Source organism: Gellertiella sp. DMC107, from assembly GCF_056313605.1.
In genome coordinates this window covers 244,042-266,384 of sequence record NZ_JBQUZZ010000003.1, presented here as the reverse complement: position 1 = coordinate 266,384, position 22,343 = coordinate 244,042, and the positions used below count along the sequence as shown (strand labels likewise).

The 22,343-nt window shown below is 61.5% G+C and carries 21 protein-coding genes; 18 read left to right on the top strand and 3 right to left on the bottom strand.

Features of this window, described 5'->3' with window-relative positions; translation table 11 throughout:
- The first annotated feature begins 254 nt into the window (after positions 1–254).
- Both kdsA and eno read left to right on the top strand, forming a co-directional pair.
- Positions 255–1,112, top strand: a complete 858-nt coding sequence (gene kdsA / locus ACT54B_RS12045; protein ID WP_476045163.1) for a 3-deoxy-8-phosphooctulonate synthase — start codon at positions 255–257, stop codon at positions 1,110–1,112.
- A 101-nt stretch (positions 1,113–1,213) separates the two neighbouring features.
- Complete coding sequence (gene eno / locus ACT54B_RS12040) at positions 1,214–2,488, top strand: phosphopyruvate hydratase (RefSeq protein WP_476045162.1); 1,275 nt, start codon at positions 1,214–1,216, stop codon at positions 2,486–2,488.
- A gap of 74 nt (positions 2,489–2,562) precedes the next feature.
- Here eno and ACT54B_RS12035 read toward each other — a convergent pair whose 3' ends face one another.
- Positions 2,563–3,477 carry a LysR family transcriptional regulator gene (locus tag ACT54B_RS12035; protein WP_476045160.1) on the bottom strand — a complete coding sequence of 305 codons (915 nt, stop codon included), beginning with the start codon at positions 3,475–3,477 and terminating at the stop codon, positions 2,563–2,565.
- Between the two features lie 194 nt (positions 3,478–3,671).
- On the opposite strand from ACT54B_RS12035, the gene ACT54B_RS12030 reads away from it, so the two are divergent.
- The 11 genes from ACT54B_RS12030 (at position 3,672) to ACT54B_RS11980 (ending at position 13,028) form a co-directional block, all read left to right on the top strand.
- Positions 3,672–4,124: a cupin domain-containing protein gene (locus tag ACT54B_RS12030; protein WP_476045159.1), complete on the top strand. Its 453-nt coding sequence runs from the start codon at positions 3,672–3,674 to the stop codon at positions 4,122–4,124.
- Positions 4,125–4,465: 341 nt separating this feature from the next.
- Positions 4,466–4,786 (top strand): FtsB family cell division protein, encoded by a 321-nt coding sequence (locus ACT54B_RS12025; protein WP_476045158.1) that lies wholly within the window; start codon positions 4,466–4,468, stop codon positions 4,784–4,786.
- Positions 4,787–4,931: 145 nt separating this feature from the next.
- Positions 4,932–5,978: a pyruvate dehydrogenase (acetyl-transferring) E1 component subunit alpha gene (gene pdhA / locus ACT54B_RS12020; RefSeq protein ID WP_476045157.1), complete on the top strand. Its 1,047-nt coding sequence runs from the start codon at positions 4,932–4,934 to the stop codon at positions 5,976–5,978.
- A 21-nt stretch (positions 5,979–5,999) separates the two neighbouring features.
- Entirely contained in the window at positions 6,000–7,382 is a 1,383-nt protein-coding gene (locus ACT54B_RS12015; RefSeq protein ID WP_476045156.1) for a pyruvate dehydrogenase complex E1 component subunit beta, read from the top strand.
- Positions 7,383–7,397: 15 nt separating this feature from the next.
- Positions 7,398–8,717 carry a pyruvate dehydrogenase complex dihydrolipoamide acetyltransferase gene (locus ACT54B_RS12010; protein ID WP_476045155.1) on the top strand — a complete coding sequence of 440 codons (1,320 nt, stop codon included), beginning with the start codon at positions 7,398–7,400 and terminating at the stop codon, positions 8,715–8,717.
- Between the two features lie 3 nt (positions 8,718–8,720).
- Positions 8,721–9,365, top strand: coding sequence for an SGNH/GDSL hydrolase family protein (locus tag ACT54B_RS12005; RefSeq protein ID WP_476045154.1), 645 nt, complete (start codon positions 8,721–8,723; stop codon positions 9,363–9,365).
- A 92-nt stretch (positions 9,366–9,457) separates the two neighbouring features.
- Positions 9,458–9,700 carry an HP1242/YdcH family protein gene (locus ACT54B_RS12000; RefSeq protein ID WP_476045153.1) on the top strand — a complete coding sequence of 81 codons (243 nt, stop codon included), beginning with the start codon at positions 9,458–9,460 and terminating at the stop codon, positions 9,698–9,700.
- A gap of 78 nt (positions 9,701–9,778) precedes the next feature.
- A complete protein-coding gene (lpdA, locus tag ACT54B_RS11995; protein WP_476045152.1) occupies positions 9,779–11,224 on the top strand; it encodes a dihydrolipoyl dehydrogenase in 1,446 nt (481 codons plus the stop codon).
- Between the two features lie 97 nt (positions 11,225–11,321).
- Positions 11,322–11,567, top strand: coding sequence for a GlsB/YeaQ/YmgE family stress response membrane protein (locus ACT54B_RS11990; protein WP_476045151.1), 246 nt, complete (start codon positions 11,322–11,324; stop codon positions 11,565–11,567).
- 15 nt (positions 11,568–11,582) lie between these two features.
- Positions 11,583–12,557, top strand: a complete 975-nt coding sequence (gene lipA / locus ACT54B_RS11985; RefSeq protein WP_476045150.1) for a lipoyl synthase — start codon at positions 11,583–11,585, stop codon at positions 12,555–12,557.
- A gap of 21 nt (positions 12,558–12,578) precedes the next feature.
- Positions 12,579–13,028, top strand: coding sequence for a type II toxin-antitoxin system RatA family toxin (locus tag ACT54B_RS11980; protein WP_476045148.1), 450 nt, complete (start codon positions 12,579–12,581; stop codon positions 13,026–13,028).
- A 43-nt stretch (positions 13,029–13,071) separates the two neighbouring features.
- Here the strand turns inward: ACT54B_RS11980 and ACT54B_RS11975 are convergent, their stop codons facing one another.
- Positions 13,072–13,569: a CinA family protein gene (locus ACT54B_RS11975; protein WP_476045147.1), complete on the bottom strand. Its 498-nt coding sequence runs from the start codon at positions 13,567–13,569 to the stop codon at positions 13,072–13,074.
- Positions 13,566–14,771, bottom strand: a complete 1,206-nt coding sequence (locus ACT54B_RS11970; RefSeq protein ID WP_476045146.1) for a bifunctional 2-C-methyl-D-erythritol 4-phosphate cytidylyltransferase/2-C-methyl-D-erythritol 2,4-cyclodiphosphate synthase — start codon at positions 14,769–14,771, stop codon at positions 13,566–13,568. Before ACT54B_RS11970 ends, ACT54B_RS11975 begins: the two co-directional genes overlap by 4 nt.
- A gap of 165 nt (positions 14,772–14,936) precedes the next feature.
- Between ACT54B_RS11970 and dusB the strand changes: the two genes are divergently transcribed.
- The 5 genes from dusB to ntrX all read left to right on the top strand — a co-directional run bounded on the left by dusB (position 14,937) and on the right by ntrX (position 22,341).
- Complete coding sequence (gene dusB / locus ACT54B_RS11965) at positions 14,937–15,950, top strand: tRNA dihydrouridine synthase DusB (protein WP_476045145.1); 1,014 nt, start codon at positions 14,937–14,939, stop codon at positions 15,948–15,950.
- Entirely contained in the window at positions 15,947–17,110 is a 1,164-nt protein-coding gene (locus tag ACT54B_RS11960) for a two-component system sensor histidine kinase NtrB (protein WP_476045144.1), read from the top strand. The genes dusB and ACT54B_RS11960 overlap by 4 nt, the downstream gene beginning before the upstream one ends.
- A complete protein-coding gene (gene ntrC / locus ACT54B_RS11955; RefSeq protein WP_476045142.1) occupies positions 17,107–18,561 on the top strand; it encodes a nitrogen regulation protein NR(I) in 1,455 nt (484 codons plus the stop codon). The genes ACT54B_RS11960 and ntrC overlap by 4 nt, the downstream gene beginning before the upstream one ends.
- Before the next feature lie 167 nt (positions 18,562–18,728).
- Complete coding sequence (locus ACT54B_RS11950) at positions 18,729–20,987, top strand: sensor histidine kinase NtrY-like (protein WP_476045141.1); 2,259 nt, start codon at positions 18,729–18,731, stop codon at positions 20,985–20,987.
- Positions 20,977–22,341, top strand: coding sequence for a nitrogen assimilation response regulator NtrX (gene ntrX, locus ACT54B_RS11945; protein WP_476045139.1), 1,365 nt, complete (start codon positions 20,977–20,979; stop codon positions 22,339–22,341). Before ACT54B_RS11950 ends, ntrX begins: the two co-directional genes overlap by 11 nt.
- Positions 22,342–22,343 lie beyond the last annotated feature (2 nt).

The following is a 22,343-nucleotide window of genomic DNA, read 5'->3' as shown; positions in this document are numbered from 1 at the left end:
AAGCGCCTCCCATGCACGCTCGACTCAAGTTCAACCTTTCGCAAATGCGATATGTTAAACGTTTATATCGCGCAATATAAACGTTTAACATGAATTGGCAAGCGGGCTTTTTGTGGGAATGGCGCCGGTGCTGTTGATAATCCTGCCCGGCACCCTTTCCCGCCTCTGCCTTGACAGAGCCAAACCTTTGTCGGACAGGCATTTCAACGGCGACGGATGACCACTTCCGCGCCCAGCCGAAGAAGGAGTGCAGCATGTCCGCCAGCCAGAGCGTCACGAACAATGAAGCGGTCACCATCGGCGAGGGCGCCGGCAAGGTCACCTTTTCCAACCGGGCGCCCATTTCCCTGATTGCCGGACCCTGCCAGATGGAAAGCCGCGACCACGCTTTTGCAGTGGCGGGCCGACTCGCGGAAATCTGCAAGGCCGCCGGGATCGGCCTTGTCTACAAGTCCTCCTTCGACAAGGCGAACCGCACCTCGCTTTCGGCCGAGCGTGGCATTGGACTTGAGAAGGCCATGGAGGTTTTCGCGGATCTGAAAAAGGAATTCGGCTTCCCCGTTATCACGGATATCCACACCGAAGAGCAGTGCGCGCTCGTGTCTCCGACCGTTGACATGCTGCAAATCCCGGCCTTTCTCTGCCGCCAGACCGATCTCCTGATCGCCGCCGCGAAGACCGGCCGTGCGATCAATGTCAAGAAGGGCCAGTTCTTGGCGCCCTGGGACATGAAGAACGTACTGGCCAAGATCAACGGCAGCGGCAATCCGAATGTCCTACTCTGCGAGCGCGGCGCCTCCTTCGGATACAACACGCTCGTCTCCGACATGCGCGCCCTGCCGATCATGGCGGCCATGGGCGCCCCTGTCATCTTCGATGCGACCCACTCCGTGCAGCAGCCAGGCGGGCAGGGCGGCTCCTCGGGCGGCCAGCGCGAGTTCGTGGAAACACTGGCACGGGCCGCCGTGGCTGTCGGCGTTGCCGGGCTGTTCATCGAAACCCATGAAAACCCCGATCACGCACCGTCGGATGGGCCGAACATGGTTCCCCTCGACCAGATGCCACGCCTCATCGAAAAGCTGATGGCCTTCGATGCCATCGCGAAAGCGTAACGGGGCTCTGGTAACCAGGTATTCCGCGACGCGGATTGTATTTTTCGCGTCATGCAGTATGAAAACCCATCTCCCTTCACCCGTGAAAACAGGAAGCTGAAATGACCGCCATTACCGACATTATCGCCCGCGAGATCCTCGATAGCCGCGGCAACCCGACCGTTGAAGTCGATGTCTACCTGGAAGACGGAAGCTTCGGCCGGGCCGCGGTTCCCTCGGGCGCATCGACCGGTGCGCATGAGGCGGTGGAACTGCGCGATGGAGGCAAGCGCTACCATGGCAAGGGCGTCGAAAAGGCGGTCGAAGCCGTCAACACCGAAATCTTCGATGCGGTCGGCGGGCTCGATGCCGAGAACCAGCGCCAGATCGACCGGGTCATGATCGAGCTCGACGGAACGCCGAACAAGTCGCGCCTCGGCGCCAATGCGATCCTCGGCGTCTCGCTCGCCGTCGCCAAGGCTGCGGCCGATTCGGCTGCCCTGCCGCTCTACCGCTATGTGGGCGGCTCGAATGCCCATCTTCTTCCGGTGCCGATGATGAACATCATCAACGGCGGCGCCCATGCCGACAACCCGATCGACTTCCAGGAATTCATGATCATGCCCGTCGGCGCGGAAAACATCCGTGACGCCGTGCGCATGGGCTCGGAAGTCTTCCACGTCCTCAAGAAGGAGCTCGCCGCCCAGGGCCACAACACCAACGTGGGCGACGAAGGCGGCTTTGCTCCCGGTCTCGCTTCGGCTCCCGACGCCCTCGACTTCATCATGAAATCCATCGAGAAGGCCGGCTATCGTCCGGGTGAGGACATGTATCTGGCGCTCGACTGCGCCTCGACCGAATTCTTCAAGGACGGCAAGTACCACCTCGAAGGCGAAGGCCGCGTGCTGGAGCCGGAAGCCATGGCCTCCTACTTGGCCGAACTCGCCGGCAAGTACCCGATCATCTCCATCGAAGACGGCATGGCCGAAGACGACTGGGATGGCTGGAAGGCGCTTACCGACAAGATCGGTTCCAAAGTCCAGCTCGTCGGCGACGACCTGTTCGTCACCAACACCGCCCGCCTGAAGGACGGCATCCGTATGGGCGTCGCCAATTCCATCCTGGTCAAGGTGAACCAGATCGGCTCGCTGACCGAGACGCTGGAAGCGGTCGAAACCGCCCACAAGGCCCGCTACACCTCGGTCATGTCGCACCGCTCCGGCGAAACGGAAGATTCGACGATCGCCGACCTCGCGGTTGCCCTGAACTGCGGCCAGATCAAGACTGGCTCGCTCGCCCGTTCCGACCGGACCGCCAAGTACAACCAGCTGATCCGTATCGAGGAAGGTCTTGGACCCCAGGCTTCCTTCGCCGGCCGGTCGATCCTGAAGGGCTGAAACGCAGCGCCTCCACGTGAATGAGAAAAGCCCCTCCCGCCTGCGCTGGAGGGGCTTTTTTGATCGGCATCCGATCAGCGGTCTTCTCTGTTCTCGATACTGTCTCGAATGACCGTTTCCGCCCATCCCAGGAACGAGCGAAGCTTTGCGGAAAGATGGCGTCGTGTCGGATAGATGGCATAGATCGGCCGCGTAACGCCTCTCCATTGCGGAAGCACCGGTTCCAGGCGTCTTTCTTTCACATGCGGGCGAGCGGCAAAATCCGGAGCCAGGACGATGCCACATCCATGCAGGGCTGCATCCAGTGCGGCCTTGTCATCATCGACTTCGAGGACACCTCGACCATCGATCCTTGTCGCCCCTGCCGGGCCCGTGAGATCCCATGCACGAACGCTGCCGTCCCGTTGGTCCACCATCTTGATGAGGCTTGCGCCCTGCAATGCGTCCGGGCTCTCGATGGGGTCGGCGTTGCGAAGCCAGGCCGGCGCGGCATAAAGGCCAAAAGTCACATCGCAGAGATGTTTGGAAATCAGCGAGGAACTCTGGAGGCTGCCGCCCCGGATGGCGCAATCCCATCCGGCTTCGTTCAGGTTCTCGATCCGGTCCGATAGGGAAAGTGTCAGCGAGACATTGGGGAAGGCCGAGCGGAACGCGGAAAGCTGTGGAAGCAGCAGGGTGCCTCCGATCAGGCTCATCGTGGAGACGCGTAGCCGGCCTGTCGGCATTTCTCCTGCTTGCCGGAGACTTTGTTCGACAGCGTCAATCTCCTCGAGGATATGAAGACATTTCTCATAATAGAGCCGGCCTTCTTCCGTCAGCGACACCGTACGGGTCGTCCTGTAGAGAAGCCGCGTCGAAAGTTGCGCCTCCAGCTCCTGAATACGCTGGGAAACCCGAGTTTTCGGCACAGACATTGTCTGCGCGGCGCGTGAAAAGCTCCCTCGGCTGACGACGGTAACGAAGGTTCTGATGGCCGTCAGCTTGTCCATGCGATCGGGTTTTCCATTGTGCAGCAATCCTGCACAATCAAATCAGATTTCCGGGCATTGTCCATCAATTCCAGCGCGACAATACTGATCTCCGTAACGGTGAGCTTGCTTCGAAGGAATGTTTCCGCGTCCGGGAGGGACAAGGATGGAGCGTAGCCACCGGATAGGACGTCCATGAAAGGGAGGACATTTGCATGGCAGGTGAACTGGAAGGCGGCATTACCAGGGACGGGGAAGGTCTGGACGCCGTGGAGTGGAACATTCTGGGGCAAAAATATTTCCCGAAGGCCGACTGTGAAGCTGCCTTTGCTTTCGAAACCAATTCAGAGCCCGGCCAGTTCGTGCCGGTTCATGTCCATCCGACCCAGGACGAATTCATTCTGGTGCAGGAAGGTCAGCTTGAGCTCAAGCTGAATGGACAATGGTCCACTGCGAGAGCGGGTGATCTCGTCCGCATGCCGCGTGGCGTGCCGCATGGTTACTTCAACAAATCCGACAAGCCGGCGCGAGCCCTGTTCTGGGTATCCCCGGCGAGGAAGCTTCACGACCTCTTCAAGGTTTTGCACAACATGACGGATGTAGAGGCCGTCGTGCGGGCATCCGCCGAACACGAGGTGGATTTCCTGCCACCCGAGGCCAATGATTGAGGGTGCCGGCCTATGATGGGAACACCACCTGTCATAGGCCAAAAAGACCAAACTCTTGGCTGCTGGCACATGAATCCCGAACCGCCTTTTTCACGGAAGGGGAGGGCTTCATCGAAGGGATGGTCCGCGTGGCCATTATTCGCCAATTCCTCGATCACGACACAGTGTGAGGTTGCTGCTCGGAGGGCCTGCGTGGCAGGCCCTTCTCGTCCTCTCCTGTTTTGTTGCTCGGGCCGGAGATCATGATGCCGTAATGTTCCCCTGCATGGTCAACGGTCGGTTAAGAACTCCCGGGTAATTTGATGGTCAGGTTCTGTCGCGTTCGGGTTAGTGGTTTGAGTATGTGGACCAAACATCACAAGAAGCGGAGATTGGGGCGTTTTGTCATGCCTCTCATCACCGTCGCCTTCCTCTCCTATTTCGGTTATCATTCCATCCATGGCGACTACGGTCTGATCGCCACGGAGGAGTTCGAACGCCAGCGCGTAACCCGCATGGCCGAGCTGGAGGAGTTGACCGAAAAGCGCAAGGCCCTGGAGCTTCAGGTCAGCCTGTTGAGCGGCGGCTCCATGGAAAAGGATATTCTGGACGAGAAGGCGCGTTACGAACTCAACGTCTCGCGGGCGGACGAAATCGTGATTTTCAACTCCTATTTCGATTAACCGGAATTTGGTTAATTCAAAATTCTGCTTGTTTTACAGTGCGTTAATTAGAATAGAAGGCATGCATTATAGGCATTGCTGAGAACAGGATTCTCCCATAAGCTTGCACCACTTTTGGTCCGAGGAAACCCGAGGAGGATCCTGCATGGCGACGCGTAAATCCGCGCCCGCAACCGCTCGCAAGACGGCGGTGAAATCCGGAAAGAAAGACTTTAACGGCGGTAACTTCCTGGAGTTCGACCGGGATACCGAGCTGAAGGCCTATCGCGAAATGATGCTGATTCGCCGCTTCGAGGAGAAGGCCGGCCAGCTTTACGGCATGGGCTTCATCGGCGGCTTCTGTCATCTCTACATCGGCCAGGAAGCGGTCGTTGTCGGCATGCAGATGATGCTGAAGGATGGCGACCAGGTCATCACCGGCTATCGTGACCACGGCCACATGCTGGCTTGCGGCATGAGCGCCCGGGGCGTCATGGCCGAACTGACCGGACGCCGCGGCGGCCTTTCCAAGGGGAAGGGCGGCTCCATGCACATGTTCTCCAAGGAAAAGAATTTCTACGGCGGCCATGGCATCGTCGGTGCGCAGGTGTCGCTCGGCACCGGGCTTGCCTTCGCCAACCGCTATCGTGGCAATGACAATGTCTCGCTCGCCTATTTCGGCGACGGCGCGGCCAACCAGGGCCAGGTCTACGAGAGCTTCAACATGGCGGCGCTCTGGAAGCTGCCGGTCATCTACATCATCGAGAACAACCGCTACGCCATGGGCACCGCCGTATCGCGCGCCTCGGCGCAGACCGACTTCTCCATGCGCGGCGCCTCCTTCGGCATTCCGGGCTATCAGGTGGATGGCATGGATGTGCGCGCGGTGGCTGCTGCTGCGGAAGAAGCCGTTGCCCATTGCCGCGCCGGCAAGGGCCCGCTGATCCTCGAAATGCTCACCTATCGTTACCGGGGCCACTCCATGTCGGACCCGGCCAAGTACCGCTCCAAGGATGAAGTGCAGAAGATGCGCTCCGAGCACGACCCGATCGAACAGGTGCGTGCGCGCCTGCTGGAAAAGGGCTGGGCGACGGAAGACGAGCTGCGCGCCATCGACAAGGATGTCCGCGACATCGTCGCCGACAGTGCCGATTTTGCCCAGTCCGATCCGGAACCGGATGTCTCCGAACTCTACACCGACATTCTGCTCTGATCCCCGGGGAGGTTTTAAGACATGCCGATTGATATCCTGATGCCTGCACTCTCCCCGACGATGGAAGAGGGCAAACTGTCCAAATGGCTGAAGAACGAAGGCGACGCCGTGAAGGCGGGCGACGTGATCGCCGAAATCGAAACCGACAAGGCGACCATGGAAGTGGAAGCCGTCGATGAAGGCACCATCGGCAAGCTGCTGGTGGCCGCCGGAACCGAAGGCGTGAAGGTGAATACGCCGATTGCCGTCCTGCTGCAGGAAGGCGAAAGCGCCGATGCGGCTGCCAAGGCACCCGCGCCGGCGGCCCCGCAGCAGCCTGCCGCTGCCGAGACTGTCTCCGCCCAGCCGCAGATCGCCAAGCCGGTTCCGGCCGCACCGAAGAGCGAGCCCGCCGCCGATCCGGACATTCCGGCCGGCACGGAAATGGTGACGATGACCGTACGCGAAGCGCTCCGCGACGCCATGGCCGAAGAAATGCGCGCCAATGACGACGTCTTCATCATGGGTGAGGAAGTCGCCGAATATCAGGGCGCCTACAAGATCACCCAGGGCCTCCTGCAGGAATTCGGTGCCCGCCGCGTGGTGGATACCCCGATCACCGAGCACGGTTTTGCTGGTATCGGCGTCGGCGCGGCCATGGCCGGCCTGCGGCCGATCGTCGAGTTCATGACCTTCAACTTCGCCATGCAGGCGATCGACCAGATCATCAACTCGGCAGCAAAGACCCTCTACATGTCCGGCGGCCAGATGGGCGCGCCGATCGTGTTCCGCGGTCCGAACGGTGCGGCCGCCCGCGTGGCGGCCCAGCACAGCCAGGATTATGCGGCCTGGTACAGCCACATTCCCGGCCTCAAGGTCGTGCAGCCCTATACGGCGGCCGATGCGAAAGGCTTGCTGAAGGCGGCGATCCGCGATCCGAACCCCGTGATCTTCCTTGAAAACGAAATCCTCTACGGCCAGTCCTTCGAAGTGCCGAAGATGGATAATTTCGTTTTGCCGATTGGCAAGGCGCGCATCCACCGCAAGGGCAATGATGCGACCATCGTTTCCTTCGGCATCGGCATGACTTATGCGGTCAAGGCCGCCGACGAGCTGGCAAAGGAAGGCATCGACGTCGAGCTGATCGATCTGCGCACCATCCGCCCGATGGACCTGCCGACCGTCATCGAATCGGTGAAGAAGACCGGCCGTCTGGTGACGGTCGAGGAAGGCTATCCGCAGTCTTCCGTCGGCACGGAAATTGCCACCCGCGTGATGCAGCAGGCCTTCGACTATCTCGATGCGCCGATCCTGACCATTGCCGGCAAGGATGTGCCCATGCCCTATGCGGCGAACCTCGAGAAGCTGGCTCTGCCGAATGTCGGCGAAGTCGTCCAGGCGGTGAAGACCGTCTGCTACCGCTAAGGGGAGGGAAGGCTCATGCCCGTCAACATCACCATGCCGGCCCTTTCTCCCACCATGGAAGAGGGCAAGCTCTCCAAGTGGCTGAAGAAGGAAGGCGATGCCATCCGCTCCGGCGACGTGATCGCCGAGATCGAAACCGACAAGGCAACCATGGAAGTGGAAGCCGTGGATGAAGGCACGCTCGCGAAGATCCTCGTTCCTGCCGGAACCGAGGGTGTGAAGGTCAACACCGTGATTGCGGTTCTCGCCGGCGAAGGCGAGGATGCGAGCGCGGTGAGCGCGCCTGCGGCATCGACGGCACCAGCCGCCGCAACGCCTGCTCCTGCCGCCCCAGCTCCTGCCCCGGCACAGGCTGCTCCCGCAGCCCCTGCACCGCCGGCGGCAGCCCCTGAGGCCGCCAAGGGTAACCGCGTGTTCTCCTCGCCGCTCGCGCGGCGTCTCGCCAAGGAAGCCGGGATCGACCTTTCCGCCGTCTCCGGCACCGGCCCGCATGGCCGCGTGGTGAAGTCGGACATCGAGAAGGCCGTTGCCGGCGGAACCGCGAAGGCGGCTCCGGCCAATGCTGCCGCCGCACCGGCCGCGCCGCTTGCTACCGGCATGTCGTCCGATCAGGTGCTCAAGCTCTTTGCCGAAGGCTCCTACGAGCTCGTGCCGCATGATGGCATGCGCAAGACGATTGCCAAGCGCCTGCAGGAATCCAAGCAGACGATCCCGCATTTCTACGTCTCCGTGGATTGCGAGCTCGATACGCTTCTGGCGCTGCGCACGCAGATCAACGATGCCGCTCCCGTGCGCGACGGCAAACCGGCCTACAAGCTGTCCGTTAATGACATGGTCATCAAGGCCATGGCGCTGGCGCTGCGCGACGTGCCCGACGCCAACGTCTCCTGGACCGATCAGGCCATGGTGAAGCACAAGCACGCCGATGTGGGCGTGGCCGTGTCGATCCCCGGCGGCCTGATCACGCCGATCATCCGCAAGGCGGAGGAGAAGAGCCTGTCGGCCATCTCCAACGAGATGAAGGATCTCGGCAAGCGCGCCAAGGACCGCAAGCTGAAGCCCGAGGAATATCAGGGCGGCACCACCGCCGTGTCCAACATGGGCATGATGGGCGTGAAGAACTTCGCCGCCGTCGTCAACCCGCCGCATGCGACCATTCTGGCCGTCGGCGCGGGCGAACAGCGTCCGGTGGTCAAGAATGGCCAGCTGGCGATCGCCACCGTCATGACGGTGACGCTCTCCACCGACCATCGCGCCGTCGATGGCGCGCTGGGGGCCGAGCTGCTCGCCGCCTTCAAGGGCTATATCGAAAACCCGATGGGCATGCTGGTATAAGCCATGGCAAAAACCGTGCTCTGCTACGGCGACAGCCTGACCTGGGGTTATGACGCCGAAACCATGGGGCGGCACCGGTTCGAGGACCGGTGGCCCTCCGTGCTGCAAAAGGCGCTGGGCTCCGAAGTGCAGGTGATCGCGGAAGGTCTGAACGGCCGCACGACGGCTTATGACGATCATCTCTCCGATTCCGACCGGAACGGGGCACGGGTACTGCCGACAGTGTTGCAGACGCATGCGCCGCTCGATCTCGTCATCATCCTGCTTGGCACCAATGACATGAAGCGCGGCATTGCCGGCAATGCCTTTCTTGCCCGCCAGGGTATGGAAAGGCTGGTCAGCCTGATCCGCCATCATGACTGGCCGATGGATGGTATGGAAACGCCGGAAATCCTGCTGGTTTCGCCGCCGCCCTGCCGGGAGACGGCGAACCCGATCTTCGCAGCCATGTTCAAGGGTGCGGTGGAAGAATCGGCGATGCTCGCCACCTTCTACCGGGATCTGGCGGGCGATCTGGATTGCAGCTTTTTCGATGCGGGCTCGGTCGCTGAAACGACACCGCTCGACGGCATCCATCTCGATGCGGAAAACACCCGCGCCATCGGGCGCGGGCTGGAGCCGCTGGTGCGCATGTTGCTTGGCATTTGACAGGTGCTTTCGAAGGGGCTTGATCAAGATCAAGGCCCTTCAGGATCAGGGGCTTAGGCTGAACCTATCGAACCCATACAAGGAGATAGGGAATGTCGAACACCCCCCATGAACTCGCCGAGGAGTTTCCGGAATTCGTCGCGAAGATGCATGATCTGAAGGTCAGCGACGCGCATTTCGCCAAGCTCTTCGAGGAGTATCACGAGGTCAATCGCGCCATTCACCGCGCGGAGACAAACATCGAGCCGGTGGGTGATGTGCATATGGAAACCATGCGCAAAACCCGGATGGCTCTGAAGGACAAGATTTACGGGATGCTGGCCAAGGCCGCCTGAGGGCGCTGACCTTCATCCCGAACCGGACCGGGTGGGTGGACCACCCGGCCTCCGGCACCCAAGAGGAGATGAAGGCCCGTGGCGAATTCCTATGACGTGATCATCATCGGCTCCGGCCCCGGCGGCTATGTGGCGGCCATCCGCGCGGCGCAGCTGGGCCTCAAGACGGCCATCGTCGAGCGCGAGCACCTGGGCGGCATCTGCCTGAACTGGGGCTGCATCCCGACCAAGGCGCTGCTGCGATCCGCCGACGTTCTCGACAACACCAACCATGCCAAGGCCTATGGGCTGGTGCTGAACGGCTCGATCAGCGCCGATGTCACGGCTGTCGTCAATCGTTCGCGCGGCGTCTCGCAGCGCCTGAACGGCGGCGTCGGCTTTCTGATGAAGAAGAACAAGATCGACGTGATCTGGGGCGAGGCGAAGCTTGCCAAGGCCAACGAGATCGTCGTTTCCAAGCCGTCCAAGCCGGCCGTGCAGCCGCAGAACCCGGTTCCGAAGAACGTACTCGGCGAGGGCACCTATACGGCCAAGCACATCATCGTCGCGACCGGCGCGCGTCCGCGGGCACTCCCCGGCATCGAGCCCGACGGCAAGCTGATCTGGACCTATTTCGAGGCCATGGTGCCGAAGGAACTGCCCAAAAGCCTGCTCGTCATGGGCTCCGGCGCGATCGGCATCGAGTTCGCGAGCTTCTATCGCTCCATGGGCTGCGACGTCACCGTCGTCGAAGTCATGGACCGCATCATGCCGGTCGAAGATGCGGAAATCTCCGGCATCGCCCGCAAGGCACTGGAAAAGCGCGGCCTGAAGATCATCACCTCCGCCAAGGTGACGAAGGTCGAGAAGGGCGCGAACAGCATCAGCGCGACCGTCGAGACGGCCGATGGCAAGAGCCAGCAGATTACCGCCGATCGGATGATCTCCGCCGTCGGTGTGCAGGGCAATATCGAAAATCTCGGTCTGGAGGCGCTGGGCGTCAAGACCGACCGCGGCTGCATCGTCATCGACGGTTATGGCAAGACGAATGTGCCGGGCCTCTACGCCATCGGCGATGTGGCCGGTCCGCCGATGCTCGCCCACAAGGCCGAGCATGAGGGCGTCGTGTGTGTCGAAAAGATCGCGGGTCTTCCGAATGTCCATGCAACGGACAAGGGCAAGATCCCCGGCTGCACCTATTGCAACCCGCAGGTCGCCTCCGTTGGCCTGACGGAGGCAAAGGCGAAGGAACTCGGCCGCGACATCCGTGTCGGTCGTTTCTCCTTCGGCGCGAACGGCAAGGCGATTGCGCTTGGCGAAGACAACGGCCTCGTGAAGGTCATCTTCGACAAGAAGACCGGAGAGCTTCTCGGCGCCCACATGGTGGGCACGGAAGTGACCGAACTCATCCAGGGCTTCGTCGTCGCCATGAACCTCGAAACGACCGAGGAAGAGCTGATGCACACGATCTTCCCGCATCCGACGCTGTCGGAAATGATGAAGGAAGCGGTATTGGATGCCTATGGCCGCGTACTGAACGCGTAAGGACATGGGCGCGGCCTGCTGCGCCCGAAAGAGACATTGCTCTTGCTGCGCTCAGCCCTTATCTAGAGCGCAAAGGGACTGACGGGGAAACGGGACGATGGCAATCGGCTGGTTCATGGCAATCATCATCGGCGGCTTGGCAGGCTGGCTCGCCGGCAAATTCATGGATATGCGTTATGGCATCTTCATGAACATCGTCATCGGCATCGTGGGCTCGGCGGTGGCGACCGCCGTTCTCCAGCGCTTCGGCATTTTCGTTGCGGAAGACAAGCTCGGCTATCTCATCACCAGCTTCATCGGCGCCTGCATATTGCTCTTCGTCGTCAAGCTCGTACGGCGCTAGACAAGGTCAAAAGACATGGTCACCATCCTCGATACTATCGGCACGGACGCAACGGAAAAGCGTGTGCGCCATCCGGAAAAGGCCCACCGGCCCGACACGGAGGTGATGCGCAAGCCGGAGTGGATCCGCGTCAAGGCGCCGACTTCCAAGGGCTATGCTGAAACCCGCTCCATCGTGAAGGACAACAAGCTCGTCACGGTGTGCGAAGAGGCTGGCTGCCCCAATATCGGTGAATGCTGGGACAAGAAGCACGCCACCTTCATGATCATGGGTGAAATTTGCACCCGCGCCTGTGCCTTCTGCAACGTGGCAACCGGCAAGCCAAATCCTCTCGATCTGGACGAACCGGAGAATGTCGCCAAGGCCGTAAAGCAGATGGGGCTTTCCCATGTGGTCATCACCTCGGTCGACCGGGACGACCTGGAAGACGGCGGCGCCGAGCATTTTGAAAAGGTGATCTTTGCGATCCGCGCGGCCTCGCCGACGACGACCATCGAAATCCTCACGCCGGATTTCCTGAAGAAGCCCGGCGCGCTGGAGCGTGTCGTTGCCGCCAAGCCCGACGTGTTCAACCACAATCTGGAAACCGTTCCCGGCAATTACCTGACAGTTCGCCCCGGCGCCCGCTATTTCCACTCGATTCGCCTGCTCCAGCGGGTGAAGGAACTGGATCCGACCATGTTCACCAAGTCGGGCATCATGGTGGGCCTCGGCGAGGAGCGCAACGAAGTGCTTCAGCTCATGGATGACCTGCGCACGGCGGATGTGGACTTCCTCACCATCGGCCAGTATCTGCAGCCGACCCGCAAGCACCACCGGGTCGTGTCGTTCGTGACGCCGGACGAGTTCAAGTCTTATGAAACAGTGGCCTATACCAAGGGCTTCCTCATGGTTTCTGCCAGCCCGCTGACCCGGTCTTCGCATCATGCGGGGGACGATTTTGCCCGGCTCAAGGCCGCACGGGAAAGGAAGCTTGCCGGCGCCGCCTGAGCGGCCCGGCCGGATGACGCAATGCCCAAGTTCGAAAGCCAGAGAAAGGTGCCTCACAGCCCGGACCAGATGTTCGATCTGGTCGCGGATGTCGAGCGCTATCCGGAATTTCTGCCGCTTTGCGAAGCTCTGACTGTCCGCTCCCGCAAGGAGCGCGATGGCAAGCAGCTGTTGATCGCGGACATGACCGTTGGCTACAAGGCCATTCGCGAGACCTTCACCACGCAGGTGCTGTTAAACCGCGAAAGCCACACGATCGACGTGCAGTATATCGACGGCCCGTTCCGTTACCTGAACAACCGGTGGACCTTCCTGCCGGACGGGCAGGGCGGCTGTACCGTGAACTTCTTCATCGACTACGAATTCAAGAGCCGCATCCTCGGTGCCCTGATGGGCTCCATGTTCGACCGCGCCTTCCGCATGTTCGCCGAAGCCTTCGAGACACGTGCGGCGAACGTGTACCGTCCTTAACGGCGTTTGGTGAGCCGTACGAATTGCGCTGCGCCCGATCCTGTCATGATGCGAGTTCAATCAGCATTTCGAGTGCGGTTCGAACCGTCGCGAGTCGGATGCCGTCGCGGCCGAGATCGCCGTAGCGCATCTCCCGATGGAGGATACGCCCGTCGCGGCATTTGGCGGCGAGGTGGACGAGGCCGACCGGTTTTTCCTCCGAGCCACCGCCCGGTCCGGCAATGCCGGTCACGGCGACCGATACATGGGCGCGGGAGCGGGTGAGGGCGCCTGCCGCCATCTGCAGCGCCGTCTGGCGGGATACCGCGCCATAGGCCGCAAGGACTGCCGGCTGGACCCCGATAAGGTCCATCTTGGCCTCATTGGTGTAGGTCACGAAGCCGCGATCCACCACGGCTGATGAACCGGGCACATCGGTCAGTGCCCCCGCAATCAAGCCCCCGGTGCAGCTTTCGGCTGTCGTGATCATATGACCCGCAGTAGAATAGCGGGCAATAATGTTGTGCGCATCCGCGGCGATATCGGAGGGAAACAGGCTCACGATCCGGTCCTCCCGAAGACGACCGTTGCCGTGGCAATCGCGGCGATGCCTTCGCGCCGGCCCACGAAGCCGATCTTCTCGTTGGTCGTCGCCTTCACCGAACAACGGTCGAGCGAAATACCCAGGATTTCGGAGAGCTTTTCCCGCATCGCCTGCCGGTGCGGACCGACTTTCGGCGCTTCAGCGATCAGCGAAACATCCGCATTCATGATCGTACCGCCATGCTCGCGCACCACTTTGGTGGCATGTTCGAGAAAGATCCGGGACGGTGCGCCCTTCCACTGCATGTCGGACGGCGGGAAATGGTCGCCGATATCGCCCGCGCCGCAGGTGGCGAGAAGCGCATCGGTCAGGGCATGCAGCGCCACATCCGCATCGGAATGGCCCTTCAGCCGCTGATCGTGGGGGATAAAGATGCCGCAGAGCGTGACGCCATCTCCCGGTTCCAACTGGTGGACATCATAGCCATTTCCGGTGCGAACATCGGGAAGGGCGGACCGGGTAAGCTTTTCATCAGCCATGGCAATGTCCCGCTTGACGGTGAGTTTGACATTATCGGGCGTACCTTCGACCAACCGGACGGGGATACCGGCCCATTCCGCGATGGAAGCATCGTCTGTGAAGTCGCTGCGACCGCTGGCGGCGGCCTGTCGATGGGCATCCAGGATGGCGGCAAATTCGAAGACCTGAGGTGTCTGGGCCGCGTAAAGGCCGGCGCGGGGTACGGTATCGATCACCAGACCGTCCGGCGATCCCCGTTTCAGCGTATCGGCGACGGCCATAACCGGCAAAATGCCGCTGGCGCCCTGTTCGATGGCGGTCTCGATGCGAGCGAGAAGCTTCCCGTCGAGGAACGGGCGAACCGCATCCTGAATCCAGGCATGCGTGATTCCCAGCCCGGAAAGTGCTTCCAATCCCCTCAAGACGCTCTGCTGGCGGGTTGCCCCGCCATGCACCACCTTAAGCGACGATTTGCCGGAAAGGAGGCTGGTCGCACGCTCGAACAACGCCTCGTCATCGGGATGGATGACCACGACGACAGCGGCTGCCCGGTTCCACCGCAGAAACGCATCCAGCGTGTGCGCGATGACGGCGCGTCCTCCGATCGGCCTGTACTGTTTCGGGCCTTCCGCCGGGTCGCCCGCTCGTTCGCCTCGCCCCGCCGCGACGATAACGATGCCATGGGAATGCTTCTGGGACATGGGAGCCTTGTGCAGCGATTGTCTTGTTCTTGTCGTGGGGCGGGTTTAACGGCTCGCGAGGCATTTGACCAGCAGTGCGCCTGTCATCCCTTTTTCACTTGGCAGCGCGACCGTTCGGTGATTAAAAATAATGCACGAATTTCTCATGCCTCAAGAATATGCAGGATGATGCCCTTGACTGCCTTCGCCCTTGACGATCCGTTTCGGATCGGGCCTGTCGAAATCCGCAACCGGGTTATTCTCGCGCCCATGTCGGGCGTGACGGATCTGCCGTTCCGGTCGCTCGCCTGGCAATGGGGAGCGGGCCTTGTGGTCACGGAAATGGTGGCCAGTCGCGAGCTTGCTCACGATCACGGCGAGTCCTGGGCTCGGTTGAAGGGGACCGGCATTCGCCCCCACATGGTGCAGCTTGCCGGGCGCGAGGCGCACTGGATGGCGGAAGCGGCGCGGATCGCCGAGGCGAACGGGGCCGATATCATCGACATCAACATGGGGTGCCCGGCGAAGAAGGTAACCGGCGGCTATTCCGGCTCGGCGCTGATGCGCGATCCCGATCACGCGCTGTCTCTCATCGAGGCGACCGTGAGGGCGGTAAAGGTTCCTGTCACCGTAAAGATGCGGCTGGGCTGGGATGAAAACTCGCTAAACGCCCCGCTGATCGCCGCTCGCGCGGAGCAGGCCGGGGTCCGGCTCGTCACCGTGCACGGCCGCACCCGCATGCAGTTTTACGAGGGCCGGGCGGACTGGGCGGCGATTCGCGCTGTCCGGGAGGCGATTTCCATTCCCCTCGTGGCCAATGGCGATGTGGAAACGCCCGACGATGCGCGGATGATCCTGCAGCTGTCGGGAGCCGATGCGGTCATGATCGGTCGTGCCTGTCAGGGGCGGCCCTGGCATGCGGGCTGGCTTGCCGGAGGGAAGGCCCCGGAACCGGAGCGAATTCCCGCATTGGCCGCGGACCACTATCGGTCCATGCTCGACTTCTATGGAAGCCATGTCGCCGTTCGCCATGCCCGCAAGCACGTGGGCTGGTATCTGGATCGACATGCGCCGGGCGTGCCCGGCGAAATCCGCGCCCGGTTGATGACGGAACGGGATCCGGAAGCGGCCGCCGCCCAATTCCGCGACACGCTCGAAACCTATCGGCAACAACGTATCGACGCCTCGGAGGCTGCATGAGCGACCAGCAGAAGTCCACCGAGATGATGGCCGCAACCGTGCTGAATGCCATCCGCAATCCGGTGATCATGGTGGATGAGAAGGGCATCGTCCGATTCGCCAATGGTGAAGCGGAGCATTTTTTCGCGGCCAGCGCGGCCCATCTGGCCAGGCACCATATCGGCGCCTTCGTGCCGTTCGGAAGCCCGCTGCTCTCCCTTCTGGATCAGGTGCGGGAGCGGCGCTCGCCGGTGAACGAATATCGGGTCGATCTCAGTTCGCCGAGGATCGGGCCGGACAAGCTCGTTGATATCTATGCGGCACCGGTGCCCGGCGAGCCGGGCTGTGTCGTCGTGGTCGTGCAGGAGCGCACCATGGCCGACAAGATCGACCGCCAGCTCACCCATCGCGGCGCAGCGCGCTCGGTATCGGGTCTTGCCTCGATGCTCGCCCATGAAATCAAGAATCCGCTCTCCGGCATCCGTGGAGCGGCCCAGCTCCTCGAAATGTCCGTGGGAACGGAGGATCGGGCGCTGACCCGCCTGATCTGCGACGAAACGGACCGGATCGTCTCTTTGGTTGATCGCATGGAGGTCTTTTCCGATGAACGGCCGGTGGATCGGGTGCCGGTGAACATTCATTCCGTGCTGGAACACGTGAAAGTACTGGCACAGGCGGGCTTTGCGCGTCATATCAAGATCGCGGAGATCTACGATCCTTCCCTGCCGCCGGTCTTTGCCAATCGGGATCAGTTGATCCAGGTTTTCCTCAACCTGATCAAGAATGCGGCCGAATCCATCGGAAGCCGTCCGAATGGCGAAATCCTGCTCACCACTGCCTATAAACCGGGCATCCGCCTCTCGGTGGCCGGTAGCCAGGAAAAAGTATCGCTGCCTCTGGAGTTTTGCGTTCAGGATAACGGCCCAGGCGTGCCGGCAGACCTGTTGCCGCATCTGTTCGATCCCTTCATCACCACGAAGACAAACGGTTCTGGCCTGGGTCTTGCATTGGTGGCGAAGATCATCGGTGACCATGGCGGGATCATCGAATGCGACAGCCACGCAAACAAGACCGTATTCCGTGTGCTGATGCCCGTTTCCCGCGGTGGCCTCGCCGATGACCAGACACCGCAAACAGTTGAAGACATGAGGGCCTCCGGGTCCGGGGGAGTTTCCCGATGAATGCCACGATTCTGGTCGCCGACGACGACGCCGCTATCCGCACGGTTCTTAATCAGGCGCTTTCGCGCGCCGGATACGAGGTCCGCGTCACCTCCAATGCGTCTACGCTGTGGCGCTGGGTCGCGGCCGGCGAGGGCAACCTCGTGGTCACAGATGTGGTGATGCCGGACGAGAACGCCTTCGATCTGCTGCCCCGGATCAAGAAGGCGCGACCCGACTTGCCCGTGGTGGTGATGAGTGCGCAGAACACCTTTATGACGGCGATCAAGGCCTCGGAAAAAGGGGCCTATGATTATCTGCCGAAGCCGTTCGATCTTACCGAGCTCATTGCCATCATCGGTCGGGCGCTTGCAGAGCCCAAGAAGGTCCAGGTTCGGGGCGAGGAAGACAATCAGGACGGCATGCCGTTGGTCGGCCGTTCGGCGGCCATGCAGGAGGTTTATCGGGTCCTGGCCCGGATGATGCAGACGGACCTGACTTTGATGATCACCGGCGAGTCCGGGACCGGCAAGGAACTGGTGGCGCGGGCGCTGCATGATTACGGCAAGCGCCGCAAGGGCCCGTTCGTCGCGATCAACATGGCGGCCATTCCGCGCGATCTGATCGAATCGGAGCTGTTCGGCCACGAAAAGGGTGCCTTTACGGGCGCGCAATCCCGTTCCAGCGGCCGCTTCGAGCAGGCCGAAGGCGGCACCCTGTTCCTCGATGAAATCGGCGACATGCCCATGGATGCCCAGACCCGGCTTTTGCGCGTTCTCCAGCAGGGAGAATACATGACGGTCGGTGGGCGGACGCCGATCCGCACCAATGTGCGCATCGTCGCCGCGACCAACAAGGATCTGAAGCAGTCGATCCAGCAGGGTCTTTTCCGCGAAGATCTCTATTACCGGCTGAATGTGGTGCCCTTGCGGCTTCCGCCGCTCCGCGACCGACGGGAAGACGTGCCGGATCTCGTGCGCCATTTTGCACTCATCGCCGAAAAGGAAGGGCTGGGCGCGAAGCGGTTCGATGTTTCGGCGCTGGAAGCAATGAAATCCTACGACTGGCCCGGCAATGTTCGCGAGCTGGAAAACCTGGTCCGCCGCCTCGTCGCGCTCTATCCGCAGGATGTCATCACCCGCGAGATCGTGGAGGCTGAACTCAACCCACCGCAGAGCTCGCCGGTGCAGCAGGACCGTCCTGCCGAGAAGACCGGACAATTGACCTTGCGACAATCGGTGGAACAGGCTGTCGGGCGGTATTTCGCTGGCTTCGGCCAGGAGCTGCCGCCACCCGGCCTCTATGACCGGGTCTTGGTGGAAGTCGAACATCCGCTGATCATGGCGGCGCTTGCCGCGACCGGCGGCAACCAGATCCGTGCGGCGGACCTGCTCGGCATGAACCGGAACACGCTGCGCAAGAAGATCCGCGACCTCGGCATTTCCGTCTACCGCGATGCCCGTAATGCTTGACAGAGCGGAGAGAAGCGTTGCATTTTCGCCACAATGCGTTGCTTGAAAGTCACGATTACAGGTCGAGTCGCTTGAAGTCGTGATCTTCCCGCTGGGTGAAGTTCATTCCCTTACGGCAGGCTCGTGCGCGTTCAGGAGAAAAGCCGCATGAGCGGTTGGGGATTGGCATGGTAACGCCACTGGTCGAGGAAGAAGCGGGAGGCGCGGCGCAGGACCGGCGGGCGCGTTTTGCCGTGCCCGGGCTGGGATTGGCGGCCGGTGCTCTCGTTTCCGCCGTGCTCACGCTCTTCGTGCTGCTGGGTCTCACGCCGCTTGCGCCGACGCGACCGGTGGTCATCGCATCGGCCGGCCTGAATTCACTCTTCATTCTGGGACTTATATTCCTGATCGTCCGCGAGATCGGACGGCTCTGGAAAGCCCGTCTCAAGGGGCGCGCTGCGGCACGTCTGCATGTGCGCATCGTGGCGCTGTTTTCGATCGTTGCGATCACGCCTGCGATTCTGGTCGCGATCTTTGCCAGCATTTTTCTGAACGTCGGTCTGGATCGATGGTTCTCCATCCGCACCCAGTCCATCGTGCGCAATTCCATGAATGTCGCGCAGGCCTACGTTATGGAAAATGCCGCCTATCTCCAGGGGCAAACCCTGTCGATGGCAAACGACCTGGAACGCAACCGCGTTCTTTTCAATCTGGACCGCAACGGTTTTGTCGAGCTTTTGACCCGGCAGGCAAGGGGCCGCGGCATGCTCGGTGCATTCCTGTTGCGATCGGATGGGTCGGTGATCGTGCAGGCGAACATCAAGACGGAAAATCCGCTGCCGCCGGTTCCGAAGGATGCGCTCGCCTCGTCTGTCGCGGGTCAGCCCACCCTGATCCCGCCGGGCGGAACCAATCTCGTGGGCGCCATCCTGCAGCTGAAGGACATCACCGGGGCCCACCTTTATACGATACGTGCCGTCGATCCGAAGGTCATGCGCGCCATGCGCGAGGTGGAGGACAATTCCGCCGAATACAAGTCGATGGAGGCGGGCCGCACCTCGCTTCAGGTTGCCTTTGCCGTGGTCTATCTGGGTTTTGCCCTCATCGTGCTGCTTGCGGCGATCTGGACTGCCATTGCCATTGCAGACCGCATCGTAAGGCCGATCCGCCTTCTGATCAGTGCCGCCGACAGCGTGGCCAGCGGCAATCTGAATGTCATCGTACCGGTTCGCGCCGCCGATGGCGACGTGGGCAGCCTGTCGCGCACCTTCAACAAGATGATCAGCGAAATCCGCTCCCAGCGCGACGAAATTCTGGTGGCCAAGGACGAAGTGGATGACCGGCGCCGCTTTATCGAGGCGGTGCTGTCTGGCGTGACTGCGGCCGTTATCGGCGTCGAGGAAGATCGACGCATCACCATCGCCAATCCGTCTGCGGAGATCCTGCTCGGCCGCAAGGCAGAAGACCTGATCGGTCGCCGGCTGCCCGATCTCGTACCGGAAGTGGATGCCGTTCTGTCCGAGGCGGCGTCGCGCGCCCGCTCCGATTATCGCAAGCAGATCGATCTCATCCGGTCCGGCAAGGAGCGCACGCTCTCGGTGCAGGTGACGCGAGAGGAAGCCAACGACAAGACAGACTCCTACGTCATCACGCTTGATGACATCACGGACCTGGTGATCGCCCAGCGTTCCACGGCCTGGTCGGACGTGGCGCGGCGCATCGCGCACGAAATCAAGAACCCTTTGACACCGATCCAGCTTTCGGCCGAACGCATCAAGCGCCGGTTCGGCAAGCTGATCAGCGAGGAAGACCGGCCCGTCTTCGACCAGTGCACGGACACGATCGTCCGGCAGGTCGGCGACATCGGACGGATGGTGGATGAATTTTCCGCCTTTGCCCGCATGCCGAAACCCACCAAGCAGGAAACGGATCTGCGCGATATTCTGCGCGACAGCGTGTTCCTGCGTGAAGTCGGGTCTAGTGACATCGCCTTCGAGCAGGAGTTCGGCGATGAACGCCAGATGGGCCTTTTCGACGGCCGCATGCTGGGGCAGGCCTTCGGCAATCTCATCAAGAATGCGGTGGAGTCGATCGAGTCCGTCCTGGGTTCCGGCGACAGAACAGAGGGCAAGATCCTCGTCCGCTCGCGCTTCGATGCCGAACACGATCTCTTCACGGTTGATATTGTCGACAACGGGCGGGGCCTGCCGGTGGAAAACCGGCATCGAATTCTGGAACCCTATATGACGATGCGGGAAAAAGGCACCGGCCTCGGACTCGCCATCGTGAAGAAGATCATCGAGGAACATGGCGGGCAGCTTGAGCTGCATGATGCACCGCCGGAATTCGATCATGGCCATGGTGCCATGATCCGGGTTCTCCTGCCGCGCCGGGAAACGGCTGCTGCCGGAGACGCAAGACACAAGGAAATGGCCGATGGCGTCTGATATTCTGGTCGTGGACGACGAAGAAGACATCCGTGAAATCGTGTCGGGCATTCTGTCCGACGAAGGGCATGAAACCCGCATCGCCCATGACAGCGACAGCGCGCTCGCCGCCATCTCCGACCGCGTGCCGCGGCTGGTGTTCCTGGATATCTGGATGCAGGGCTCGAAGCTCGACGGTCTGGCCCTGTTGGACGAGATCAAGGCCCGCCATCCGGAATTGCCTGTGGTGATGATATCAGGTCATGGCAATATCGAGACTGCCGTTTCCGCCATTCGTCGTGGCGCGTTCGATTTCATCGAGAAGCCCTTCAAGGCAGACCGCCTCATTCTTGTGGCAGAACGGGCGCTCGAAACCTCCAAGTTGCGCAAGGAAGTCACGGAACTGAAGCGGCGGACGGGCGATCATGGCGACCTGATCGGCACCTCCGTTGCCGTGTCGCAACTGCGCCAGACCATCGAGAAGGTCTCTCCGACCAACAGCCGCATCATGATCCTCGGACCTTCCGGGTCCGGCAAGGAGCTGGTCGCGCGCATCATCCACCGCAAGTCGTCACGCGCCGGCGGCCCCTTCGTCGCGCTCAATGCGGCCGCGATCACTCCGGAACGCATGGAGATTGCGCTGTTCGGCACGGAGGGCGGCCCCGGCCAACCGCGCAAGATCGGCGCTCTGGAAGAGGCCCATCGAGGCATTCTCTATCTGGATGAAGTGGGCGAGATGCCACGCGAAACCCAGAACAAGATCCTTCGTGTTCTGGTCGACCAGCAATTCGAGCGGGTGGGCGGATCGAAGCGGGTGAAGGTGGACGTGCGCATCATCTCTTCCACCGCCTACAATCTGGAAAGCAAGATTGCCGAAGGCACTTTCCGCGAAGACCTCTACCACCGCCTGGCGGTCGTTCCTGTGAAGGTCCCGCCGCTGGCAGAGCGGCGAGAGGATATTCCGTTTCTCGTCGACCAGTTCATGCGACAGATTTCCGAACAGGCCGGCATTCGGGCCCGCAAGATCGGCGACGATGCGATGGCCGTGCTGCAAGCCCATGACTGGCCGGGTAACATCCGGCAGCTGCGCAACAATATCGAGCGCCTGATGATCCTCGCCCAGACCGATGGCCCGGACACGCCGATCACTGCCGACATGCTTCCGACCGATCTGGGAGACATGCTGCCCAAGGTTTCCGGCAACAGTGATTATCACATCATGACCCTGCCGCTCCGCGAGGCGCGCGAAATGTTCGAACGGGATTATCTGGTCGCGCAGATCAACCGTTTCGGCGGCAATATCTCGCGCACTGCCGAGTTCGTCGGCATGGAGCGCTCGGCGCTGCATCGCAAACTGAAATCGCTCGGCGTCTGACC

Bases quoted from the DNA above. Each gene is read 5' to 3' on its own strand.
- ACT54B_RS12010 (WP_476045155.1), top strand. From the start codon at position 7,398: ATGCCCGTCAACATCACCATGCCGGCCCTTTCTCCCACCATGGAAGAG.
- ACT54B_RS12015 (WP_476045156.1), top strand. From the start codon at position 6,000: ATGCCGATTGATATCCTGATGCCTGCACTCTCCCCGACGATGGAAGAG.
- ACT54B_RS11980 (WP_476045148.1), top strand. From the start codon at position 12,579: ATGCCCAAGTTCGAAAGCCAGAGAAAGGTGCCTCACAGCCCGGACCAG.
- ntrX (WP_476045139.1), top strand. From the start codon at position 20,977: ATGGCGTCTGATATTCTGGTCGTGGACGACGAAGAAGACATCCGTGAA.
- eno (WP_476045162.1), top strand. From the start codon at position 1,214: ATGACCGCCATTACCGACATTATCGCCCGCGAGATCCTCGATAGCCGC.
- dusB (WP_476045145.1), top strand. From the start codon at position 14,937: ATGATGCCCTTGACTGCCTTCGCCCTTGACGATCCGTTTCGGATCGGG.
- kdsA (WP_476045163.1), top strand. From the start codon at position 255: ATGTCCGCCAGCCAGAGCGTCACGAACAATGAAGCGGTCACCATCGGC.
- pdhA (WP_476045157.1), top strand. From the start codon at position 4,932: ATGGCGACGCGTAAATCCGCGCCCGCAACCGCTCGCAAGACGGCGGTG.
- ntrC (WP_476045142.1), top strand. From the start codon at position 17,107: ATGAATGCCACGATTCTGGTCGCCGACGACGACGCCGCTATCCGCACG.
- ACT54B_RS11950 (WP_476045141.1), top strand. From the start codon at position 18,729: ATGGTAACGCCACTGGTCGAGGAAGAAGCGGGAGGCGCGGCGCAGGAC.
- ACT54B_RS11990 (WP_476045151.1), top strand. From the start codon at position 11,322: ATGGCAATCGGCTGGTTCATGGCAATCATCATCGGCGGCTTGGCAGGC.
- ACT54B_RS11970 (WP_476045146.1), bottom strand. From the start codon at position 14,771: ATGTCCCAGAAGCATTCCCATGGCATCGTTATCGTCGCGGCGGGGCGA.
- ACT54B_RS12030 (WP_476045159.1), top strand. From the start codon at position 3,672: ATGGCAGGTGAACTGGAAGGCGGCATTACCAGGGACGGGGAAGGTCTG.
- lipA (WP_476045150.1), top strand. From the start codon at position 11,583: ATGGTCACCATCCTCGATACTATCGGCACGGACGCAACGGAAAAGCGT.
- ACT54B_RS12025 (WP_476045158.1), top strand. From the start codon at position 4,466: ATGTGGACCAAACATCACAAGAAGCGGAGATTGGGGCGTTTTGTCATG.
- ACT54B_RS11960 (WP_476045144.1), top strand. From the start codon at position 15,947: ATGAGCGACCAGCAGAAGTCCACCGAGATGATGGCCGCAACCGTGCTG.
- ACT54B_RS12000 (WP_476045153.1), top strand. From the start codon at position 9,458: ATGTCGAACACCCCCCATGAACTCGCCGAGGAGTTTCCGGAATTCGTC.
- ACT54B_RS12005 (WP_476045154.1), top strand. From the start codon at position 8,721: ATGGCAAAAACCGTGCTCTGCTACGGCGACAGCCTGACCTGGGGTTAT.
- ACT54B_RS12035 (WP_476045160.1), bottom strand. From the start codon at position 3,477: ATGGACAAGCTGACGGCCATCAGAACCTTCGTTACCGTCGTCAGCCGA.